This is a genomic window from Serratia sp. NPDC078593, from assembly GCF_050268245.1.
GTDB lineage: Bacteria > Pseudomonadota > Gammaproteobacteria > Enterobacterales > Enterobacteriaceae > JBNNGK01.
This window is the reverse complement of sequence record NZ_JBNNGK010000003.1, coordinates 323,212-345,079: the sequence shown is the minus strand read 5'-3', so window position 1 is coordinate 345,079 and position 21,868 is coordinate 323,212. Positions and strand designations below refer to the sequence as shown.

The 21,868-nt window shown below is 58.8% G+C and carries 3 protein-coding genes (1 of these 3 cut by a window edge); all 3 read right to left on the bottom strand.

Translation table 11 applies throughout. The features are described 5' to 3' along the window. Tightly spaced (each overlapping or abutting the next), the 3 genes in view from ACQKDS_RS05600 to ACQKDS_RS05590 form a layout consistent with a single transcriptional unit that may run on beyond the window. On the bottom strand, positions 1 to 13,516 hold the 5' portion of the coding sequence (locus ACQKDS_RS05600) for an SDR family NAD(P)-dependent oxidoreductase (protein WP_399666286.1). It extends 6,326 nt beyond the left edge of the window; 13,516 of the gene's 19,842 nt are visible here — the first part of the coding sequence; it begins with the start codon at positions 13,514 to 13,516; the stop codon falls past the left edge of the window. Then, the gene (locus ACQKDS_RS05595) at positions 13,509 to 14,642 is read right to left on the bottom strand and encodes a MupA/Atu3671 family FMN-dependent luciferase-like monooxygenase (RefSeq protein ID WP_399666289.1); all 1,134 of its coding nucleotides are present in this window, start codon (positions 14,640 to 14,642) and stop codon (positions 13,509 to 13,511) included. The genes ACQKDS_RS05600 and ACQKDS_RS05595 overlap by 8 nt, the downstream gene beginning before the upstream one ends. Beyond that, on the bottom strand, positions 14,639 to 21,868 hold the full coding sequence (locus ACQKDS_RS05590; RefSeq protein WP_399666292.1) for a beta-ketoacyl synthase N-terminal-like domain-containing protein: 7,230 nt from the start codon (positions 21,866 to 21,868) through the stop codon (positions 14,639 to 14,641). The genes ACQKDS_RS05595 and ACQKDS_RS05590 overlap by 4 nt, the downstream gene beginning before the upstream one ends.

Sequence of the window (21,868 nt, the reverse complement as noted above, 5' to 3'; positions counted from 1 at the left end):
CGCTGAATCCCCGAAAATGAACACAGAGCCGCCCGGCATCGTCGTATAGCTCAACGGTCAGTTTCTGCACTTTCGCCCGTAGCGCAGGCTCGGCACCATGCTCATACGCAATGCGGGCCCACATTCTGGACGTGCAGTGGTGCAGGATCTCCAGTGACTCCAGTTCAAACGGCAAACCCAGCCGATGATCCTGGGACAACCCCAGCGTCGCCTGTAATGCAGAATCCATCAGGCTGGGATGCAGAACATACTCGCCCAGCGTATCGTTGAGGGGGGCGGGCAGCGCCAGTTGCGCAAGCACGCGCCCGCTGGCGATATGCAGCCGTTCAATGCCCTGATGTCCGGCGCCGTATTCGATCCCCAACTGATGGAAAGCCCGGTAACATTCGGCTTTCTCCAGCGTACCTTCCTGGTGCTCGGTCAGCGCAACCGACAGATCGAGCAGGGTTTCGCTAGTCGCAAACGAGTCCGCAACGATCGCTTTTCCCTGGCAATGCGTCTGGGTTTGGCCATCCGCCATCTGAGAACAAATTTCGAACCGAATCACCGTCGGCGATTGCGGCAGCAATTTTACCGTCATAGGGGAAAGGCCGTTTTCGCCAGCAGCGATGTAAGGGCGAATCCAGACGATCTGAGTCAACTGCAGACGCCGCTCATGCCCCACCGTCTGTTCAACGGCGGCGCGCGCCATTTCCAAATAGGCGACGCCAGGCAAAAGCCGTTTCCCCATCACTACATGGTCTGACAGGAAAAACTCGCTGCCATCAAACCAGGAGGTAAAGCTGAGCGCGGTCAGATCGGAGGTATTGCGGTGTACCAGCGGGTGCAAACGATAAGGTTGGGATGGGATGACTGGCGCCGTCGCCTCTCCGTTCTCGCCGGCCGCGGTGGCTTTCTCTTTCAACCAGAAACGATCCCGTGCGAACGGGTAAGTCGGCAAGCCGATCTTGCGGGGTGGCGTTGCCGCGGAATACAGCGCTTTCCAGTCAACGACGGCGCCCTGCACCCAGGCCGCCAGTAACTTGTCGTACTCGCCTTGTCGGCACCAGGCCTGAAGGTCTTCATCAGCCGCAGCCAATAAGGCGCCATTGCCCGCTTTCGCATTGCCGCAATAGATGCCCGGCGCCGATTTGGCGTCGGCAAGGTAGCGGGACAATGTGTCTTGCAAGGCCGGCACGGAGTCGGCGACGAAGGCCAGTCGTTCATCCATGCCTTCGCGCCCCACTTGCAGGGTATAAGCGATATCCGCCAGGCTCGGCTGCTGCTCGGCAAAGGCCGCAGAATCCAGGTAGGTGGCCAAACCTTGTACGACTACCTCCAGGCGAGCGGTTTTTTTTGCTGACAAGACAATCGCCGCCGGCCTCGTTGAGGAGGCAATAACGCTGCCGGCCGGTTCCGCCACGTACTCTTCGAGAACGATGTGCGCATTCGCCCCGCCGATGCCAAAACTGCTGACGCCGGCTATTCTCGGCAGCGGCCTGCCACCGGCGTCTTGCATCGCCGGCCATGGCTGCGTTTCCCGCACCAGGTAGAACGGACTATCGGCAAGATCCAAATACGGATTCGCCGTCTGCAAATGAACGTTGCCAGGCATTTTCTGGTGACGGAACATCAATAACACTTTCAGGACGCCAGAAATGCCGGCGGCGGCTTCCAGGTGGCCGATATTGGTTTTTACCGATCCGAGCCCACAACCCGCGTCGCTCGGCATGGATTGCCCTCGCTCTTGGTACAAGGCGGCGAACGCTTTTTTCAACCCATTGATCTCAATCGGATCGCCCAGCCGGGTTCCCGTGCCATGGGTCTCGATATACCCCACCCTCGCCGGATCGATGCCGCTGCGGCGATAGGCCTGGGTCAACAGCGCCTGCTGCGCAACCGGGTTCGGCGCGGTGGGCGACGTTGCTTTACCGCCGTGATTCTCGGCGCTGCCGCGGATCAGGCCGTGAATGCGATCGCCATCGGCAATCGCCTGGCGCAGAGGTTTGAGCAGAATGGCTCCGACGCCTTCGCCACGGCCATAGCCGTCTGCGCTGATATCAAAGGTTTTGCAACGGCCGTCTTCGCTAAGGATCCCCGCTTCTCCGGCGGTGATGGTGATCCCCGGATTGACGATAATGTTGGCGCCGCCGACCAGGGCCATATCGCAGCTGCCGGCGCGCATCGCTTCTATCGCCCGGTGAATGGCGACCAGTGAACTGGAACAGGCGGTATCAACGGGTTCGCTCGGGCCATGGAGGTTCAGTATGTAAGACACACGGTTGGCCAGCGCGAAGTGAGAAAGCCAAGGGGGATCGCCGATGCCGAACTTATCGTGGGAATACTTCAGCCAGGCGTCTTTGTATTCGGAGGTCGATACCCCGACAAACACCCCGGTGTTGCTGCCCGATAAGTCACTGGCGCGATAGCCTGCATCCTCAATCGTCGCCCAGACCGTTTCTAGGAAAATCCTGAACTGCGGGTCCAATGACTGGGCTTCCCGTGGAGAAATGCCAAAAAACAGCGGGTCGAAACAATCGACATCCTGCATGAACCCGCCGCAAGTCACGTTGGTTTTTCCGGGCGTTTCATGCGGGTTTCCATAATATTCCCGCCAGTTCCAACGATCGGCCGGAACCGTGCTGATCAAATCCTGATTCGCTTCCAGTTTTCGCCAGAACTCATCTAGATTGCGCGACTGGGGGAAGCGGCCGCTCATGCCGATAACCGCTATCGCTTCCGGCTCTTGCGGCCCGTCCGTCGCCGCTGAGGCAGTGGCCGGGGCTTCTTGCTGTGGTGCTGACGCATAAGCCGCCGTCCGCCAGCCAAAGGTTTTTTCACCATCACCCCGCGTTGCCAGGCGGGTGGCGGTGATGATTGGAGCCGGTTCTTTGGCGGCCGCCATTTCCACAGCGCCCACTATTTGCGCGACCGCGTCGGGATAAGTGTCGGCCAGATGATGACCCATCGCCCGCAGGGTGGAATGTTCAAAGAACACCGTCGGCATCAGTGTCAAGCCATAGGTCTTATTGAGACGGCCGGCAAACTCGGTGAAATCAATAGAATTAAAGCCATACTTGGACAGTTCCATATCCAGTTCAACCTTGTTCTCATCGAGCTTTTGCAACTGAGCCACCATGCTGACCAGCATGGTGTGGACGCGTGCAACCAGAACCGAGCTGTTTTCGCCTGCCCGTTGCCGGGGTGCCTCTTCGCAGCTTGATGATCCCGCAGGCAGCGGATCGCGTGTCTCCGAGAGCCGGCGCTCGATCTGCCCGGCTTCGCCATACATAACCGCCAACTGCGGCTCCAGGCTGTGCAGCCCCAGAAGCAACGCCTCTATCCCCACGGCGGTGGGCATCGGTACCAAACCCGACTGCCGCCTGAGCTGTTCAGCGGCTTGATCGGAAATTCCCATACCGCCATCGCGCCAAAGCGGCCAGTTCAACGACAGGGTTTTTCCGCGCCGCAAACCATCGGCAACCTGCTGGTTACGCTTGAAGGCGAAGCCGTCCATAAAACCATTGGCGCAGGCATAGTCAGCCTGGCCGGTATTGCCAAACGCGCTGCTCAAAGAGGAGAACAGCACCATGAAGTCCAGATCGCAATCCCGGGTTGCCTCATCCAAAGCCAGTGTACCCGCGACTTTCGGCCCTAATACCTCAAGTACTTCAGATGCGGTTTTATTGACAATGAATGCGTCACGCGTGACACCCGCACTGTGGATGATGCCATTCAATTGGCCCTCATCGTGCAGAATTTGCCCCACCAAACGACGAACTTGCTCAGGATCGGTCACATCACCCTGATAGTAAGCCACCTGGGCGCCCTGCTGTCGCAGCGCCGCAAGGCGTTGCTCATTGAGGCCCTGTAAAGCGGAACGGCCGCTCAGGACGAAACGAGCCTGATAGCGCCCCCCCAGTTCACGGACCAACTGATAGCCAATACCGCCCAGCCCGCCGGTGATCCAGATAACGGAGCCGGCAGCCATCGGCGGTACATCGGCGGCGTCAGTCAGCGCGGTTGGGTGCCACTCCCGCACGCTTCTGCCCCCCGCCGCGTCGTAACGAATCTCGACGGCGCCCTCTGTCGCCTGCATTTCGGCACGCAACTGGGTCGGCAACTGCATGGCCGCGTCAGCGGTATTCGGGTAGCGGATCACTTTTCCATTAAGGCCCGGCTGTTCCTGGCGGGCCGTTTTGAGCAGCCCTGCCGCCGCAGACAGCCACGACGCGTTAACCGGTTCCGCCGCCAGTATGAACAGCACCTGCCGCTGGGCCTGTTCCGTGCAGGCAAGCGCGCTTTCTTTAATTTGGGCAAACAACTGCTGCAGACAAAGCGTCAATTGCGCCGGTGTCTGATCTGCATCAGACGACAGGCGCATGACCCGGCAAGCAGGCCAGGCGGTTTGCAACGCGGTTTGCCACGCATCATGCCCCTGCGCCAGGATAAAACATGGCGGCGCGTCTGTAGCCCGTTCAGCGTGCGGGAGAACGGCTATGTGTTGACGGGTCCACAAAGGTCGGGCAAAGACCAGCGACGCCGCAGGCGCTGCGATCATTTTCAGCCCCTTCATTTCGACCAGGATATGGCCGTGGCGATCGGTAAACCAGATATCACAACTGACGATCTGCTGCGTAGAGCCGCTCTCTGAAGGGTGTTGGCGAATATAGGCCAACACGCTCCCCGGCAATGGCCGGTGGACTCGCAGTTCATCCAGGCCAAACGGCATCAGCGGGCGATCGCTTTGCCGCTCGCCGCCGGTGGACAACATGATCGCGGCCAAAACGGCCCCGTTCATCAGGGTTGGGTGCAGCGCCACCGTCTCGCCGTCAACATCGCCCGGCGTTTCCAGCGCGATCAACGCTTCTTGATGCCCCTGGTCATAGCGGGTGATGCCGAGCAACCTTGGTCCGATCGCCGCCGCAAAAAACTCGGCGCAGGCGCTCTGTTCCCTGCGCTGCCGACAGCGCTGCGCGATCTCTTCAAGCGGCAACGGCTGAAGCACCTGTTCGCTGGTTGAGACGGTCATCACTCGGGCCTGCGCGTGCATCGCGCCCTGCGAACTGACCGTGCAGCGATAACCTTGTTGATCCCGGCTCAGGTGCAAATCAATATCGGCTCCGTGCACACCCACCGCCACGGGTTGCCGCCAGACCACCTGTTTGAGCCCAATGACGGACGGAGGATCTTCTGGCTGGAGATGCGCCGCCGCCAATTCGCTCATCCACGCCAGCGACAGCATGCCCGGCAACAACCCGCCGTGATCTTGCAAGAAGTATTCAGTCCCGCTTAACGTTTTGCGCTGTGAGCTAACGGCCGTCTCGACCGCAGGCTCGTCTTGTTCAGACGGGTGAGTTACCGACAGCATGCGGGTCGAGAAGCCGCGCAAGCTCACGCAGATATGCCCCCGTTCATCGCAGAGATCGACGTCCATTTTTTGCACTTGCGGATCCGCCGCGTTATCGGTTGTGACCAGCCGCAGCCAGACCCAGAGCCGGGTGTCGATGTTGCCAAAGACCTCCAACTGCTCCAGCGCAAACGGTACATAGGCGGCGTCGGGGCGCGGCTCAGAGCCATGCAGCCCCAGGCTGGTTTGCAATGCGGCGTCGATCAAACTCGGGTGCAAACCGAGCCCCTGCAGGGTTGCCGCTTTCGGCAGCGCAATTTTGGCCAACACTTGGCGATCTCCCGTCAGCAACTGTTCAATGCATTGGAATGATTCGCCATACTCGAGCCCCATGCTGCGGAACCTTTGGTAGCACTGCGCCGGCAGATAGCCGGGGTCGGTCATCTGGCTTTTCAACTGCTCCACGTCCAGCGAGCGGCGCGCCGGGATGGCGTCATTCAGATGCGGCACAATCACGCCCTGGCTGTGGATCCTCCGCTGCTGTCCTTCGCTTTCCGAATACACCCGATAGTCAACAAGCCCTTCGTTCTGCTCACACAGCCCGACGTAAAGAGTCATGGTCTGTTGTGCGGCGATCGCCGGCTGAAGCCAAAGAACCTGTTTCATGCTGAAGCGCAGCGGCTGAGGCGTTGCACCCGACTGCGAGGCCGCGCTGGCATAAGCCGCACGCGCCATTTCCAGATAGCAGACGCCCGGCAACACTTTCTGCCCGTAAACCCGGTGATCCTTGAGGAAAAACTCTTCGCCGCTGAATTCAGCGCGAAAACGCAGCTCCCCCAGCGTTGAAGCATTCTCCTGCAGCATCGGATGCAGCGCGCCGTGTGCGGCGGCGCTTCGCGCCGGCGATGACGCACCACCCTCCGCCCAACAGCGTTCACGGGCGAAGGGGTAAGCCGGCAAGACAACGCAACGGGACACGTCCGGCAACAGCTCGTCACCTTTCAGCACGTATCCCTGGCAGTAATAATCCGCCAGCGCGCACAAATTCTCCTGATATTCCTGCCCTGCACTGCGTTGTGATTGGTGCAGCAACGCATCGACGTGTTTTTGAATGGCCGGCTGCCCGATGAAGCCCAGAGGGATACCGTTACCGCGAAACAGATTGGGGCGCTGCCCATGTTCGGCCTGCTGCAGGCTAACGATGGCGCCCTCGCGATCTGCGACCACGATAGCCAGGCGGTAGCGGAAATGGCTACGGCCGCGGAGCAACGTATAGCTGATCGCCGCCAGACTCTGACTCTCGGTTTCCGATCTTTGCAAATGCGACATCAGATCGCCGGCCTTGAGATAGAGCGCCTCCTCGGTCTTGGCGGACAAGCAGAGCAGATAATGGCTGCGTTGCTGCTCTGGCGCCGCAGGCGCCTGCGCATATTCCTCGATGAGAAGATGCGCATTGGTGCCGCTCATGCCGAAAGCGCTCACCGCCCCCATTCTTCGTTTATCCGCCACCCTCGGCCAGGCGCGGGCTGTTTTATTAACGTAGAAAGGACTCTCCGCCCAGGTGATGTAGTCATTTTCCTGTTGGCAGTTGAGGCTTGCGGGAATGATTTGCCGCTGCAAAGCCTCAATCAAGCTCACTGCGCTCAGAAGGCCCGAGGCGGCGAAAGTATGACCGAAATTCGTTTTGGTCGATGTCAGAGCGCAAAAAGCCTGTTTATCGGTGTGCGCTTTGAACGCCTCATTCAGCGCATTGATCTCAACCGGGTCGCCAAGGCGGGTGCCCGTGCCGTGCGTGACGATATACTCAATTTGCGCCGGGCTAATGCCGGCGCGTTGATACACGGATTTGAGCAAATCGGCCTGCGCCACGCCGTTCGGAGCGGTGATCCCGTTAGTCTTGCCATCATAGTTGATGCCGCTGGCGCGGATCAGGCCATGGATTCGGTCGCCATCGGCCTCTGCCTGCGATAACCGTTTCAACACCAGCACCACGACGGCTTCCCCCGGCACCATGCCGTTGGCGCGCTGATCGAAGGTATAGCAGGTGCCGTCCTCCGACAGCATGCCTGAGCGCGCCATGATGTCGAAACCTTCCGTCGAGAGTTGCAGGCTGACGCCGGCGGCCAATGCGGTGTCACATTCCCGGTTGCGCAGGCTGGCGCATGCCAGATGCGCTGCGACCAAGCCGGATGAACAGGCCGTATTGATCGCCAGCACCGGGCCATGCAGATCGAGGAAATAGGCCAGGCGCGAAGCCAGAATGCCGTTATGATTGGCGGTGATTTCAACCTGCTCGCTCGCGGTGAAACGGCCATAGGCCCCCTCTTCGACACCGACAAACGTACCGATACTGTGCTGTCGCAGCGAGTGTTCGCCATAACCAGCATGCTCCAGCGCTTTCCAGGTCTCCTGCAAAAGCTGGCGCTGGCCCGGGTCCATGTTCTGCGCTTCCCGTGGCGAAATTTCAAAAAACAACGGGTCAAACTCCGCAACGCCAGGCATGACGCCGCACCACAGCTGGCGCGCCGACGCGCTGCGATGCTCTCGGCAAGATTCGTCACGGCCGCGCAGATACGCCTCGCTCACCTGGCTGACGGACGATTTGCCCTCCGCCAGATAGCGCCACATTTCTTCAACGTCGCGGGCGCCGGGGAACCGGCCGCTCATGCCGATCACCGCGATCGGCTCTTCCTGCGCAGACGGCGTCGACGCCGGGGTATGCATGCCCGGATTGCGGGCTGATGGAGGAAGCTCATGGACGCTCGGGTCTGCCGACACGCGCTCGCCTGGCGAACAGCCGTAACAGCTGTGCATTAACGCCCCGTGAGTCGCCATAAAGTACTGGCTAAGCCGCGACAGCGTGGCATGCCCGAAAAACAGAGCCGGCGACACAGCGATTTTCCAGCGCCGGCTGAGCGCGGCGGCAAACTCCGCTAGGCTGATTGAATCAAAACCGAAATCCGCCAGATTCACGTCATGCTGCAAACGATGCCGCTCAATGCTTAAAATATCGCTCACCGTCTGCTGCAATTCCCAAAGCACGCACTGTTCAACCGTCAGACCTTTCATTTCAGGGGGGTAAACGGAGGTGTCTGCCGGTCGATTTTTCGCGCGCTGTTGGCGCTGTCCTCCCGCCAGCAAGCGTTGCAGCGCATCGGGCCGGCCGGCCATGACCAGCGCCGCGCCCTCTTCGCCGGCGAGCAACTGTTCGAATACCCTCACCCCTTCTTCACTGCGCAATGCGCGCTGGCCGCTGGTTTTCAGGTAAAAGGACGTCGCCTGCTCCCGTTCGGCCGAACCCTGCGTCATGCCGCCGTCTGCCCACACCGGCCAGCCGATAGCGACCGTCTTGCGGGCGGACCGCACGCCATGGTGGCGGCTGTTGGCGTAAGCCATTTGGAAACGATTCGCCACGGCATAATCACCGGCGCCAAAATCGCCGAAAATAGCGGCGCTGGACGAGAAGTAAACGATAAAGTCCAGCGCGTGTTCTGCCCCGAATACGCTTTGCCAGGCGTTATCAATCGCCTGAACGCCCAGAACTTTCGGCGCCAGCACCTGATGAACCCCGGTGAGATCTTTCTCCGCCAGCGTTTGCTGCGTTTGCGCCCCTGCGGCATGCAAGATGCCGTCAATCCTGATCCCCTGACGCCGACAGTCTGCAAACAGAGACTCCATCTGCGACAACACACTCACATCGGCCTGGAGGTAGGTAATCTGACCGCCATGTTGTTCGATGGCGCGTAACTCCGCCTGTTTACCCGGCTCAAGCGGAGAACGACCAATCAAGATCACCTTCGCCATAAAGTTTTCGCACAGATAGCGCGCAAATATCCTCCCCAACCCACCTAGCCCTCCGGTAATCAGGTAACATCCGCCCACTTTCAAACAACTTTCCGCTTTCACGTTTTCATCGTTGTTTACGGCATGAGCTCCGCTGGCCATCTGTACCGGCTCGTACGCCAGCACATGGCGTTTGCCCTGGAGATACAGCACGTTTTGGCCCGGTTCGCTTTGCAGCTCAGCCCAGACGGCGGGAAGCGATGCGGCTACCCCCTGCCAGCGCTCAGCGCCCGGAGCCGTGTCGAACCCGACAAACGAGACGTTTGCTTCCGGCAGAACACGTCGCAAAGAGGTGCCGAAAGCGACCAACGCCTCGGCGTAACAACGCTCCAGAGCGTCGGTAAAGGCGCTGACGATCAAAATACGGCCGACCTCGAGCCCGCTGGATAACACCCCCTGGAACAGAGGCACCAATTGGTCCATCGCGGTCTCAGGTTCGACGACGCACAACAGCGCGTTTACCGACTCAGGTTCATCTGCCGTTTGCGCAGTCATCTTCAGTTGCGCAAAGAAACGGCTGCAGGCATCGGCTTCTGTTTGCGCCGCATGCAGGAACAGCGCCGGTGAGCCCTCTCCTGCAATCTGCATAATGCCGGCCCCCAGCGTCGTTTGAACGGCGGCGGGAAGGACGCAAATCACGCGCCGGTTGCAATGCCCGGCGCAGAGATTCACGGCATCCGGCAGCGGCTGCTCCCGCCATCTTTCGCGAGCAATCCAAACGGCGTCACTCTGCTCTGCCTCCGCCGCACGACGCGGCGCGAGAGCGTTTAACTCATCCATCGAGGCGAACCAATAACGTTCCTCCGCGAAAGGATACGTCGGCAGGTGCATCCTGCGCGGCGCGGCATCGCGATATAACGCCGCCCAATCCACCGTCTCACCGCGCAGCCAGGCGGCCAGTTGCAGGCGCGCCAGAGGCGGCGTCTGGCCGGTTTGAAGCCCGTGAGTCCCTCCCTCGTCACGCAGCAATGCCTGCGCGGCGGCGGAACGGTCGGTTCCCGATACGTCGGCATAATACACATCGAGCGAAGCGCTTATTTCCGCCCCGCTGGCAAGATATTGCCCCAACGCTTCCTGCAGGCTATGCCAGCCGTCGCTAAACAACGCCAGACGATGCGGCATCGACGTTCGCCCGACTTGCAGGGTATAAGCGAGATCGCGCATGCTGTGCGGTTCATCCGCGGCGAGCAGGTTGGCCGCCATCTGTTTCAACTGAGCTTCACTTTTAGCGGATAACACCATCAGATACGGCTCATGGCGGCCTGATTGCTCCTCCAGGCGCTTCACCGGCGCCTCTGCGTTCTGCAGTACCAGGTGGGCATTGGTGCCCGTGTGGCCGAAAGAACTGACCGCCGCGAAACGCCGCTCCCGATCCCAGCGTTTGAGTTCGGTATTCACATAGAAAGGGCTGTCGGCAAAATCAATATCCGCATTGGGCTGGGTATAGTTCAGCGACGGCGGGATTTCTCGCTGTTTCAACGCCAACGCCGCCGTGATGACGTTCACGATCCCGGACGCGGCCTGCGTATGGCCAATATTGGTTTTCGGCGAGGTTAACGCGCAATACTGCTTCTTCTGCACCCCTTCGCGCTGGAAGGCATCGATCAGCGCATTGCACTCAACGGGATCCCCTAACAGGGTGCCGGTGCCATGGCTGACAACATAGTCTATCCGATCGGGAGAAACGCCGCTTTGCCGATAAACCTGTGCGTAAAGCTCACTCTGGCGAACGCCGCTGGGCGCCGTCAGGCCATTGGTTTTGCCGTCATAGTTAATTGCGCTGCCTTTGATAATGGCGTAAACATCATCGCCATCTCGCAATGCGTCCTCATGGCGTTTTAACACCACCGTCGCGCCCCCTTCGCCGACCACCATGCCGTTGGCGCGGTGATCAAACGCATAGCAGGCGCCGTCTGGCGAGAGCATATCTCCCATCCGCGACAAACCGTGCAACAGACGCTCCGGCTGGCAGATCAGATTGCACCCGCCGGCCAACGCCAATTCACTTTCTCCGTTCAAAATACTCTGGCAGGCATAATGCAGGGCAACCAACGAAGAGGAACAGGCGGTGCCGATAGCCAACAGAGGGCCTTTAGTATCAAGGAAGTAACCGATACGCGCCGGCGCCGTTCCCGTATGCACAGAGGTAATCGCAGAGTGTTCGGTCAATGGGTAATCTGATTCTTCCATGCCGACAAAAATGCCGTGCTGTTGCCCGCACCATGCATGCGGGTCATAACCGGCATCTTCAATCGCTCGCCATGCGGACTGCAACAGCAAGCGATGATGGGGATCCATATGGTGGGCTTCCCGCGGCGAAATCTTAAAAAACAGCGGGTCAAAGCGATCGATATGCGCCATGAAACCGCCCCGGGAGGTTTTCATTTGCAGGTCTTCGCGCTGCCGCCGCCATTGCGGCACCGGCCCAATACTGCTGCGGCCCTCTCGCAGCATTTGCCAAAATTCTGCCGCATTCTCTGCCCCGGCGACCTTGATATCGATGCCGATAATGGCGATGTCGCCATTGCCGCTCTGCGCCGAACGCGGCGCAACGGCGGTTTGGCGCGGTGCTTTCGCCGCCGCGCCGCTCTGCATGCGTTCGGCAACCACACGCGCTAACGCCGCCGGCGTGGTGTAACTGAACAAATCCGAACGCCGCACTTTAACCGGGTACGCCGCCATCAGTCGGCTGACGAAGGCGGCAACAGAGACGGAGTCAAGGCCGAGATCGGTAAATGCCTGCCGACAGGCTTCGTCGTCCGCGCCCTTCATGCCCAGCAGGCGCGCGATTGTCGCGCGCACGTCGGCTTCAGCCTCGGTCAGGCGCCGGGCGTCAGGGATGCGTTCGGTTTGGGCTGGCCGCGCACTGGGCTGGAACCAGCAATATTCCCGGGCGAAGGCATAATGGGGCGACGCCGCCGGAAACTCGGCACCCGCAGGGTGAGCGCCGCGATATTCTTCAATCAGGATATGAGCATTATTGCCGCCGGAGCCGTAGCTATGAATCGCTGCGATCCTGGGATGTTCACCTGCCGGCCAGGCCTGCGTTTCTTTCGCAAAAACACAGGGGGTGTCTTGCGTATCGCAATAGTCATTCGGCTGTTCAAAACCCGGTATTTTATGAATTTTATCGGTTTGCAGACTACGGATGACTTTGAACAAGGCGCCCAGTGACGAGGCGGAATGCATGTGCCCCAGCAGGGGTTTCAAGCTGCTGACCCGGCAATAACCCGGCTCGAACGCCAGCCCCTGTTCATCGCAAAGCTGGCTCAGCGCCCGGTTGAACGCCGTCCATTCGGCAATGTCCGCTACCGGTAGCCCCATGCCCTGGGCTTCAATGTAAGACACGCTGCGTGGGTCAATAGCGGCTTCACGGTAGCAGTCTTTGATCAGTTCACAATGCGCATCCGTATTCGGCGACGCCATCGATACACCGCCTTGCCCGTTGAAGTTAACCCGGGTATGCTTGACGACGGCATAGACCCGTCGCCCGGCCTTCTCAACGTCCGCCAGACGTTCCAAAAGCAAGGTGCCGACCCCTTCGGATCGAATGAATCCATCCCCATTTTCGCCGAAAGAGAGTACCTGCCCACGGTGAGTGAGCTGGCTGGCGTCATTCAATCGGTTGGTCACGTCCGGAACCAGCATGATATTGGCTGCGCCGACAATGGCCCGATCAATGATGCCGGCTCTGAGCGCCAAAGTGGCGCGGTGAAGCGCGACGGCGAACCCGGCGCAGGTCGCATTGATTAACTCACTGGGCCCGGCCAAATCAAACTGGTAAGAAATCCGGTTGGCTATCATGCTGTCGGCCTGCGTCAGGCCGAACTCGGGCCGATAACCGTGGCGCGCCATCAGCGCGGCATACTCATTGGATTCGCAGCCGATAAATACGCCGGTCTGCGTTTTGCTCAGGGAGGCGGGAACAAGGCCGGCGTCTTCCAGCGTGTGATAGGTTGACATCAGCAACAGACGTTGCCGCGGGTCCATCTCTTCGGCTTCGATCGGTAAGATACCGAACTTTGCCGCATCAAAAGAGGCGATATCGGGAATAAATCCGCCTGCGAGCACCGACCACGGCGTTTCTCCCTCGGCCTCCCCTTGCCGATACCATGCTTCGCGTTGCGCCGGCAATGTGGTGATCAACGTATCGTCGGCATCGAGATGCCGCCATAACTCAGCAATGCTCATACACTGCGGGAAATATCCCGCCAGGCCGGTAATCGCCAAAGGCTCGATATTCCCGTTTGCAGCCAACAGCGTTGATGCCGAATCTGAAGAAGCAGTTTTATGATTATTAATCCACTGCGCAATGAAAGATAATTGTGCTGCTTGCTTACTCATAAAAAGACTTCTCCCGCTTGAGATTAAGTTCAACTAATTGCTGCAAATAACCAAGGGCGTTTTTGACGGAGGCGTAATCCATGCCGAAGTCCTGAAGAAAGGCAATTTCATTGACGCCGCACGCCACCGCCAAATCAATTTGTTTCTGGCATTCGTCAAGCGGGCCGAATATGCCGCCGGTTTTGAAAAAACGCGCATAGGCGTAATCAAGAATGTGATCAATTTGGCTGTTATCGAAATGCTTATCTCTGGCTTTCATCTGGGGAATAATGCTGCTACGGATATAAGCCTTGAACGGTTCGCAGACCACCCGCTGTACCCATTCCATGTCCGGATGAACGAAGGTGTGCATCATCAGCGTCACCCGGCCGCTCAGAGGATCCAACCCCGCTTCGGCGCGGGCAGCTCGGTAGCTGCTCACATACTTGCCGAACTCGTGCAGGTCTATCCCATGCAGCATGCCGAAGACGTTATACCCTTGCAGCCCCGCATAGCGAAAACCCGGTTCCGAGATGCTGAAGTACCAAATGGCGACCTCTTTTTGAATCGGGCGCGGATACACGACCGTTGGGAAACGCTCCCCGCCGGGGCCGGGAAAATCTACGGTTTCACCGCGCCAGAGCTGTTGAATAACCGGGATCCGCTGGTCGCGTATTTTAGCCCGATCGTCATAAGTCTCAGGTGACAGGATAAAGTCCGCTTTGTTCCAGCCGCTGCCAATACCCAGTTCAACCCGACCGTCTGAGAGAATATCCACCATCGCCCAGTTTTCGACGATCTCGACCGGATGGTGCAGCGTATTGGTCACGGCGGCTGAACGCAGGCGCACGTTTTTAGTCAGCGGCGCAAAATAAGCCGCAGCGATAGCGTTATTGGCGTAAATAGAACCAAATTCATAGAAGTGACGCTCAGGGAAGCAAACCGATTCAAACCCGGCCTGATCGGCAAACTCAACAAGCTCGCGGGCAAAACGATATTTATCCCGATCCGAGACATCTTTGCGAACATCAGAAAAAAACAGATAGCTAAAAGAAACGTCTGTCTCAGGCTTGCCGTTCCGCGCTTCGGTCTCTGAGGTGTGGTAACCGGAGAAAAAATTTTCCAGCTTTTGATTCAGCGTATTCATAACCGGTTCCCTCTTGCGCCAACCTGTTCACGCAACTTTTTCATCAATAAGTTGGGGGTCGGATGATCGATCAGCCAATTCGGCTGCACGGGAAATTTCATCTGTTTTTCCAATGTGGTGCTCAGCTGCATGGCGATAATCGAGTCCATCCCGTAGTCCTGCAGGGGTTTATCCCAGTCAAGATCGTCGCCCAGCTTCATGACTTTCTCGATCCCGAAGGCCAGCACGTTACGCAGTTCGCCGTCACCTTCTCTCTGCGTCGCCCCGCCGACATCTTTGACTGCTTCGATGGGCGCCGTGTTGGTGGCAGGCTCATTCAGCGCCGTCGCAATCGCGGCCCCAACCTCTTGTTGCAACTCGGCCGGCAGATCCTGCAAGGACAAGGTAGAGAGATAATCCGCAAACGCCGTTGGCGTTAATACCCCCAGTCGATAGCGTTCGATGTTTTGTCGCACCGCTTCTGCCGTCGCGTGCGCCCGATCGACGTTTACGGTAAGCGTCTGCTGTTCGTCAAACCCCAACAGCACTCTCGCCTTGTCGCGATCGGTCACGGCAACCAAGGCTGTGGCCCCCTCTGCAAGACCGGCTTGTATCTGCCGTACCGCCGCCGAGGCGTTAATGCTGCCCATACCCTGCCGCACCAGATGTGCCAAACGTGCAGGTAGCCGCTCGGCATCAACGGCGCCGTCAGTTTCCCATTGCCCCCAGCAAATGGATGCCGTGAGCCCATGCCGTTGTTTCTGGGCGACCCGTTTTTGCCGGTATCGGGCAAACGCGTTCTGGAACGCGGCGGAATAGGCGTAATCCGGAGATCCTTGAATGCCGAACGCGGCAACGGAAGAAAACATCATGAAAAACGCCAACGGTTCATTGGCCGTTGCCGCGTCGATGTTCAGGGTACCTGAGACCTTCGCCGCCAGCGTTTGTCGAAACGCATCCCAAGGCTTATTCACAATAGAACCGTCGCTCACCTGTCGGGCCAACTGCACAACCCCGTGGAGGGTGATGCCTTCAGATTTCAGCTGCTGCATCGCCTGGCTAATCTGGCCCATGTCCAGAATATCGACAGCATGATAAATAACCCGGGCGCCAGAGGCTCGGATGCGCATCAGAACCGGCGCTACCTGGCTTTCTGGGCGGCGAGAGAAAATCACCAACTCTGCCTGATAGTTCTGCCCTAAAACCCGGCAAAGCTGCTCCCCCGTTTCGCCCAGAGCACCGACCATTAAATAGGTCGCGCCCGTGCGAAAACGCGCTTCCGCCGTTTCAGGCCGCTCGGATTCACTGACACGCAACGCGTACTGCCGGCCGCCAGAGAAACGCACTGTCGATGCGCTGATCGCCTGCGTCTGTCTGCCCGCTTCAGGCGCCGTCATGCCATCGCACAGCCAAGTTTGCATCAACTGAAGCGCCGTCTCCCGGTGGGCTGTCTGCGGAGAAAAGATAACGTTCCGGTAGCTATGCCCCACAGTTTCCAGGATCGCAGATCGCAGCAATCCGCAGAGCGCTTCATATTGCACGGCCGCAGTTGTCAGGCCGCGATCATAGTCCGCCCGGTGACAGCAATAGAATTGCACCGGGTTGAGCCGAGCAACCGCCTGGACGGCCTGCACGCAAAGATAGGCAAGCCGCAGCCCATACTCTGCTTCGGCGTCCGGGCTATCGGGCAGGAACAAAAAAATAGCCAACGGTTTATCGGGATGGGGGATCGCTGCCGAGAACGCCTCTTGCAGCGTGGCTCTCTCGGCCTCCGCCGTTAAGGCTTCCTTCGGCAAGGCGATATGTCGTACATCCCAGAGTGGCTGAGTGTTATCGGTGATCTGCTGAATATGCTGACAAACCTGCTCAACGCTCCGATAGTCTGCCGCAGTCTGATCAAGCACCAGAATTTGCCTGTCGCGGTTCGCCTCGATGCAGTCAACCCATGGCGTGTCTTCATGGGCATTCAGGTCAACCCAAGCCTCTGTCGCCCGTAGCCATGGCGTTTCTTCTTCAGCCAGCCCTGTCCCGGTGGCGTCTGACGAAAGTACCGGCGAGACCCCGGTATCTACCTCTTCGAACCAGCACGGCTGCCGGTAAAACGGATACGTCGGCAAGCTGATTCTTTGGGGGAAACGGCGCTCAGCGCCTTCAGCAGGGTGCGGATAGAGTAAATCCCAGGGCAGCGGCGCCCCTGCGGCCCAGGCCGCCGCCAGCACGTGCAGATCCGCCGGGTTGACGCATTGATGGCGCTCAAGTACCGGTGGGTTGCCGTTCACCGTTTCTCTGAAGAACGGGGGTGCCGCGATATCCCCGGCGATAAACCGGCCCAGTTTCTCTTGCAGATCGCCGACCGAGGTGGCGACAAACGCAAGCCGTTCCGTCATGGCCTGGCGTCCTCTCAGCAAGGTATAAGCCAGCCGGTTTAAATCAACGGAATGGCCAGCCGTTTGCTCACCTTGGATCCAGGCCAGCAGATTTTTCGCCATCAGCGGCAAACGGTCGGCCCGCATCGCCGATAACGCGATCACGTTTGGTTTTTCCTCCGCCGCCTCAGCCACCGACGGCGACAGATACTCTTCAATCACCATATGCGCATTAGTGCCGCTGTAGCCGAAAGCACTCACCGCCGCTCTTCGCGGCTGGTTTTCATCATGTCTCCAGGGCTGGAATTGAGTATTGACGTAGAAAGGCGAATCTTCGAAGTTAACGTGTTGGTTCGGTTTGATAAAATGCAGCGATGGCGCGAGTTGCCGGTGTTTCATTGACAGCAGCGTTTTGTGCACGCTTGCCATGCCGGATGCCGCTGAGGCGTGGCCGATATTGCTTTTCACAGAACCAAGGCCACAGAAACGCTTGCGCGATGTATGCTCTCTGAAGACGGAGGTCAGCGCTTCAAGCTCAATAGGATCGCCGAGTTTCGTCCCTGTACCGTGCGTCTCCACATAGCTGATCGAATCCGGGTTAATTTGAGACTTGCGGTAGACTTCCCTCTCCAGCTCGATCTGGCTGTTGACGCTGGGCGCCGTAATGCCGTTGGTTTTGCCGTCTTGGTTGATGCCCGAGCCAATGATGACGCCATAAATATGGTCGCCGTCCGCCTCAGCCTGGGACAGTCGTTTCAACACCAGGCATCCGGCGCCTTCGCCGGGCACAAATCCATCAGCCGCATCATCGAACGCTTTGCACTGGCCCTCAGGGGACAACATGCCCGCAGAACACATGCCCATGTAAGTTTCCGGCATCAGATAGAGGCTGACGCCGCCGACCAGCGCCAGGTCTATTTCCTCGTTTTGTAATGCCGTGACGGCCAAATGGGTCGCGACCAGCGAAGACGAACACGCGGTATCGACAGGGATGGCCGGCCCTTTCAGGTTAAGGAAATACGGAATTCGCGCCGCGCCGATGGCGAAGCTGTTGCCGGTGCCGGACAGCGGCCGCGGGGAGTTCAGCATTAGGTGAGCATATTCATAGCTCATTATCCCCATATAAACGCCGCAGTTCTGGTGACTCAATTCTTCGGGGCTATAGCCGGCATCTTCAAATGCCTTGTATCCTTCCTGCAGGAAAAGTCGGTGCTGGGGATCCATGCCTTCCGCTTCGGCGGGAGAAATCGAGAAAAAGAGCGGGTCAAAACAGTCGATATCCGTTAATGCCCCTAACCATTTGCAATACACCTTTCCCTCCGCGCGACGATCGGCATCGAAGTATTGATCGACGTCCCAACGCGCTTTGGGGACCTCACGCACAGCATTGCGCCCGTTCGCCAGGTTATCCCAGTATTGCGCCAAATTGTCCGCATCGGGATAGCGGCTAGCCATGCCGATGATGGCAATTTTCTCTTGCCGGCGATGCGGGATGGCGGTCTCTTCCGAGCGTGCGGACGCGACGGGAGCGGCCGGTTTCAGAACCTCGGGACATGCGTCCTCAGGCGCTGAAACGGCCGCGTTCGGTTTTGGGCGCGGCGTTGCTCCATCGGATTGTGACGCAATATATTCCGCCAGAGCCTGAATGTTGGGGTAGTCGTACAAACGCGTGGCGGAAAGATCGGTGCCCAGCGTCTTGTTTATCTCATTGATCCATTCGGCGCCGATGATCGAGTCCAGACCTAACGCCGAGAAGGCGCGATCGTTCTGAATGTCTTCCACCGTAATGTAAAGTGCATCAGCCAGGCTGGCTTTCAGCAATGGCGCGATCGCCGCAGCCGGCTCGCGTTGCCGCTCTGCGGAGCGCGCCGATGCCGCAACTGCGCTTGGGGCGATAGTCTGCCGGCCGTCATGCCGAGGCTTATCCCCGGCATGACGCGGTTCCGGCACGCCACTGAGCGCGATAAACTGCGCCAGTTGCCGAACGCTGGAATAATCGTATAACCGGGTAGCGGATAAGGCGCTACCAAGTTGTCGGTTGATGTCATGCACCCATTCAGCGCCGACAATGGAGTCCAGGCCCATTTCAGCGAAGGAGCGATCCAGGTGAATATCCGCCTCGGCGCAACAGAGCGCCCGAGCCAAACTGGTTCGTAATGCTTCGGTGACGCTTTCCAGCGGCCTCTCTCCGCTGCGCGGGGAGCCGTTACCGTTCACCGTGGCAGCCCCGTTGTATTCATGGTCCTGGTGCAGTTCACCCCGCTCGTCGCGCCGCCACGCCTGCGCCGAAGCCGCGTCGCCGCCAACTGCAACCGGCGGATTAGCGTCCTTCTTCGATTTCAGCGGCTGCAGTCGGATCTTTTCTGAATGGCTGGCCCTTTTCATCGGTTCTTTTGCCGGCTGGATGGCCGCGACATTTACCGTCGGCTGCGGCTGCGTGTCCTTTATCCAGTAACGGCGGCGATCGAAGGGATAGGTTGGCAGCGCCAGGCGCGGATAATGCCGGCCCGCGTATAGCTGCCGCCAGTCAACCGCGCCGGTCGCCACCCAGGCCCGGGCGACTTCATTAAGCTGCCGATTCTGCCACCAACGCGCGATATCCTGCGCATCGGCATGGGAAGCGCGTTCCGCGCCTTCGTTGTTGACAAAAATGGCCTCGTCACTGGCGGCGGCCGGTGTTTTTTGCGCCAGAAGGGTCAGTTGGCGCAAAAGCGAAGCCGCATCTTCGGCCACGAATGCGGCCCGCACCGGCATCGCATCCCGCGCCGTTTGTAATGTGTAGGCGAACTGCTTGAAGTGTGTCGCGACATAAGCCGAATTTTGAGCGACATACTGCGTCAAATGCTGCGCATAGACCTGCAGCCTTTCGCTGTTCTTAGCTGACAGCACGATGATTTCCGGCTCCAGGACCAAGGACAACGGCTCGTCAGGTTCCTGACGGTATTCCTCAATCACCAGATGCGCGTTCGCGCCGCCGGCGCCGAAGGAGCTCACGCCGGCCCGCAATGGTTGCTGCGCGTCACCGATCGTCGGCCGTTGCCATGTTTGGCCCTCCTGAAGGACATAGAACGGGCTCTCTTCCAGCTCCAGCAAAGGATTCAGATTCTGGCAATGCAGCGATTTGGGCAAATATTCATCCTGCATCGCCAACAACACCTTGATGACGCCGGCAACGCCGGCGGCGGTTTCCGTATGGCCGATATTGGATTTCACCGAACCTAATGCGCAGTGTTTCGCCGCTGTGGAATGCAGCCCGTGTTCCTGATAGAGATTTTTAAAGGCCGTTTTCAGGCCGTTGACCTCAATAGGATCGCCCAGTGGCGTACCGGTCCCATGGCACTCGATATAAGTAATACTGCGCGGGTCAACCCCGGATTTTCTGTGCGCATCGCGAATCAGCTGAGCCTGGGCATTCGGGTTGGGAGCCATCAGTGAGGTGGCGGCGCCGCCGTGGTTCTCAGCCGAGCCGATAATGACCCCGAGAATACGATCTTTATCCGCCTGCGCGGCGGACAGCCTTTTCAGCATGACGACGCCAACCCCTTCCCCGCGGGCATAGCCGTTGGCCTGATCAGAGAACGTCTTGCAGCGGCCGTCCTCGCAAATCATTTCGGCCTTGCTGTACAGAATGTGCATTTTCGGGCTCAGGATCAGGTTGGCGCCGCCGGTTATCGCCATATCACAATCACCGTGCTGAATGCTCATCACGGCGCGATGGATCGCCACTAAAGAACTTGAACAGGCGGTGTCGATAATTTCGCTGGGGCCATGCACATCCAGCAAATAAGAGAGGCGGTTCGGGCAAAACATATGGGGGATCGCCGTGAGCTCGACAATATCGCGGGATTGGGCATTCAGGACGGTTTCGGCATAGTCTTGCAAATTGATGCCGGCAAATACCCCGACCTTTTTTCCGGCTAATGACGAAGGGGCATAGCCGGATGACTCGATGAGCTGCCAGGCCGATTCTATAAACAACCGATGCTGAGGATCCATGGTCTGGGCTTCACGCGGTGAGATGCCAAAAAAACCCGGGTCGAACTTATCCACATCCTGAATAAAGCCGGCGTATTTAACATTGGTCAACTCACCGTCTTTCGGGTTGCCGTAGATGGCTTTCCAATCCCAGCGTTCTTTGGGAATTTCACTGATGCAATCCCGGCCCTGGTAAAGGTGGCGTTGCAGCGCCTCCACCGAGGAAGACTGCGCAAATATTCCGCTCATGCCGATGATGGCGATCGGCTCATAACGCCCGTTTGCCGGTACGCCAATGGGCCGGGCCTCATCGCCCGGCGCAGCGCGCCGTTCCCGTTGTCGCTTGAGTTGATGACTTTTTGCCAACAGCGCCTGAAGGTGACGGGCTGATTTTTCACCGGCGGCGATGTCTGCCGCTGCTGCCGGCCCACGCCGTTGGCCCGCCGCCAATGCGGCTGACCGGCTGTCATCGCTGCGGACGGGTGAACACTCGTAGCGCGCCGCGACATTCTGGCCGAAACGCGTCATGATGATATCGGTCAGTTCCTCAATGTTTCTGGCCTCAAAGAAAATGGCGGCGGAAAGCGACACGCACAATGCACCGGCGATACGCCCCATGATTTCCGTAATGACAATAGAATCAACGCCGTAGGTCGATATCTTTTCCTCGCTGTCGATTTTTTCCGCCGGCAGTTTGAGGATCATGGAAAAAATGCTCAGCACCTCTTTCCGCAGTGCCTGGCGGTGGCCATCGCCGACAGCAGCGGCAAGCGGCCATTCAACGGCGGCACGAGCAGAATTGGCATCGGTAGGCATAGGTTTCCTGACGGATTGCATCAACTCAGCTTCCAGCGCATTCCGGGCTGACTCATGTAAGTCGTGGGTGTTGTTATCTTTGCCTGTCAT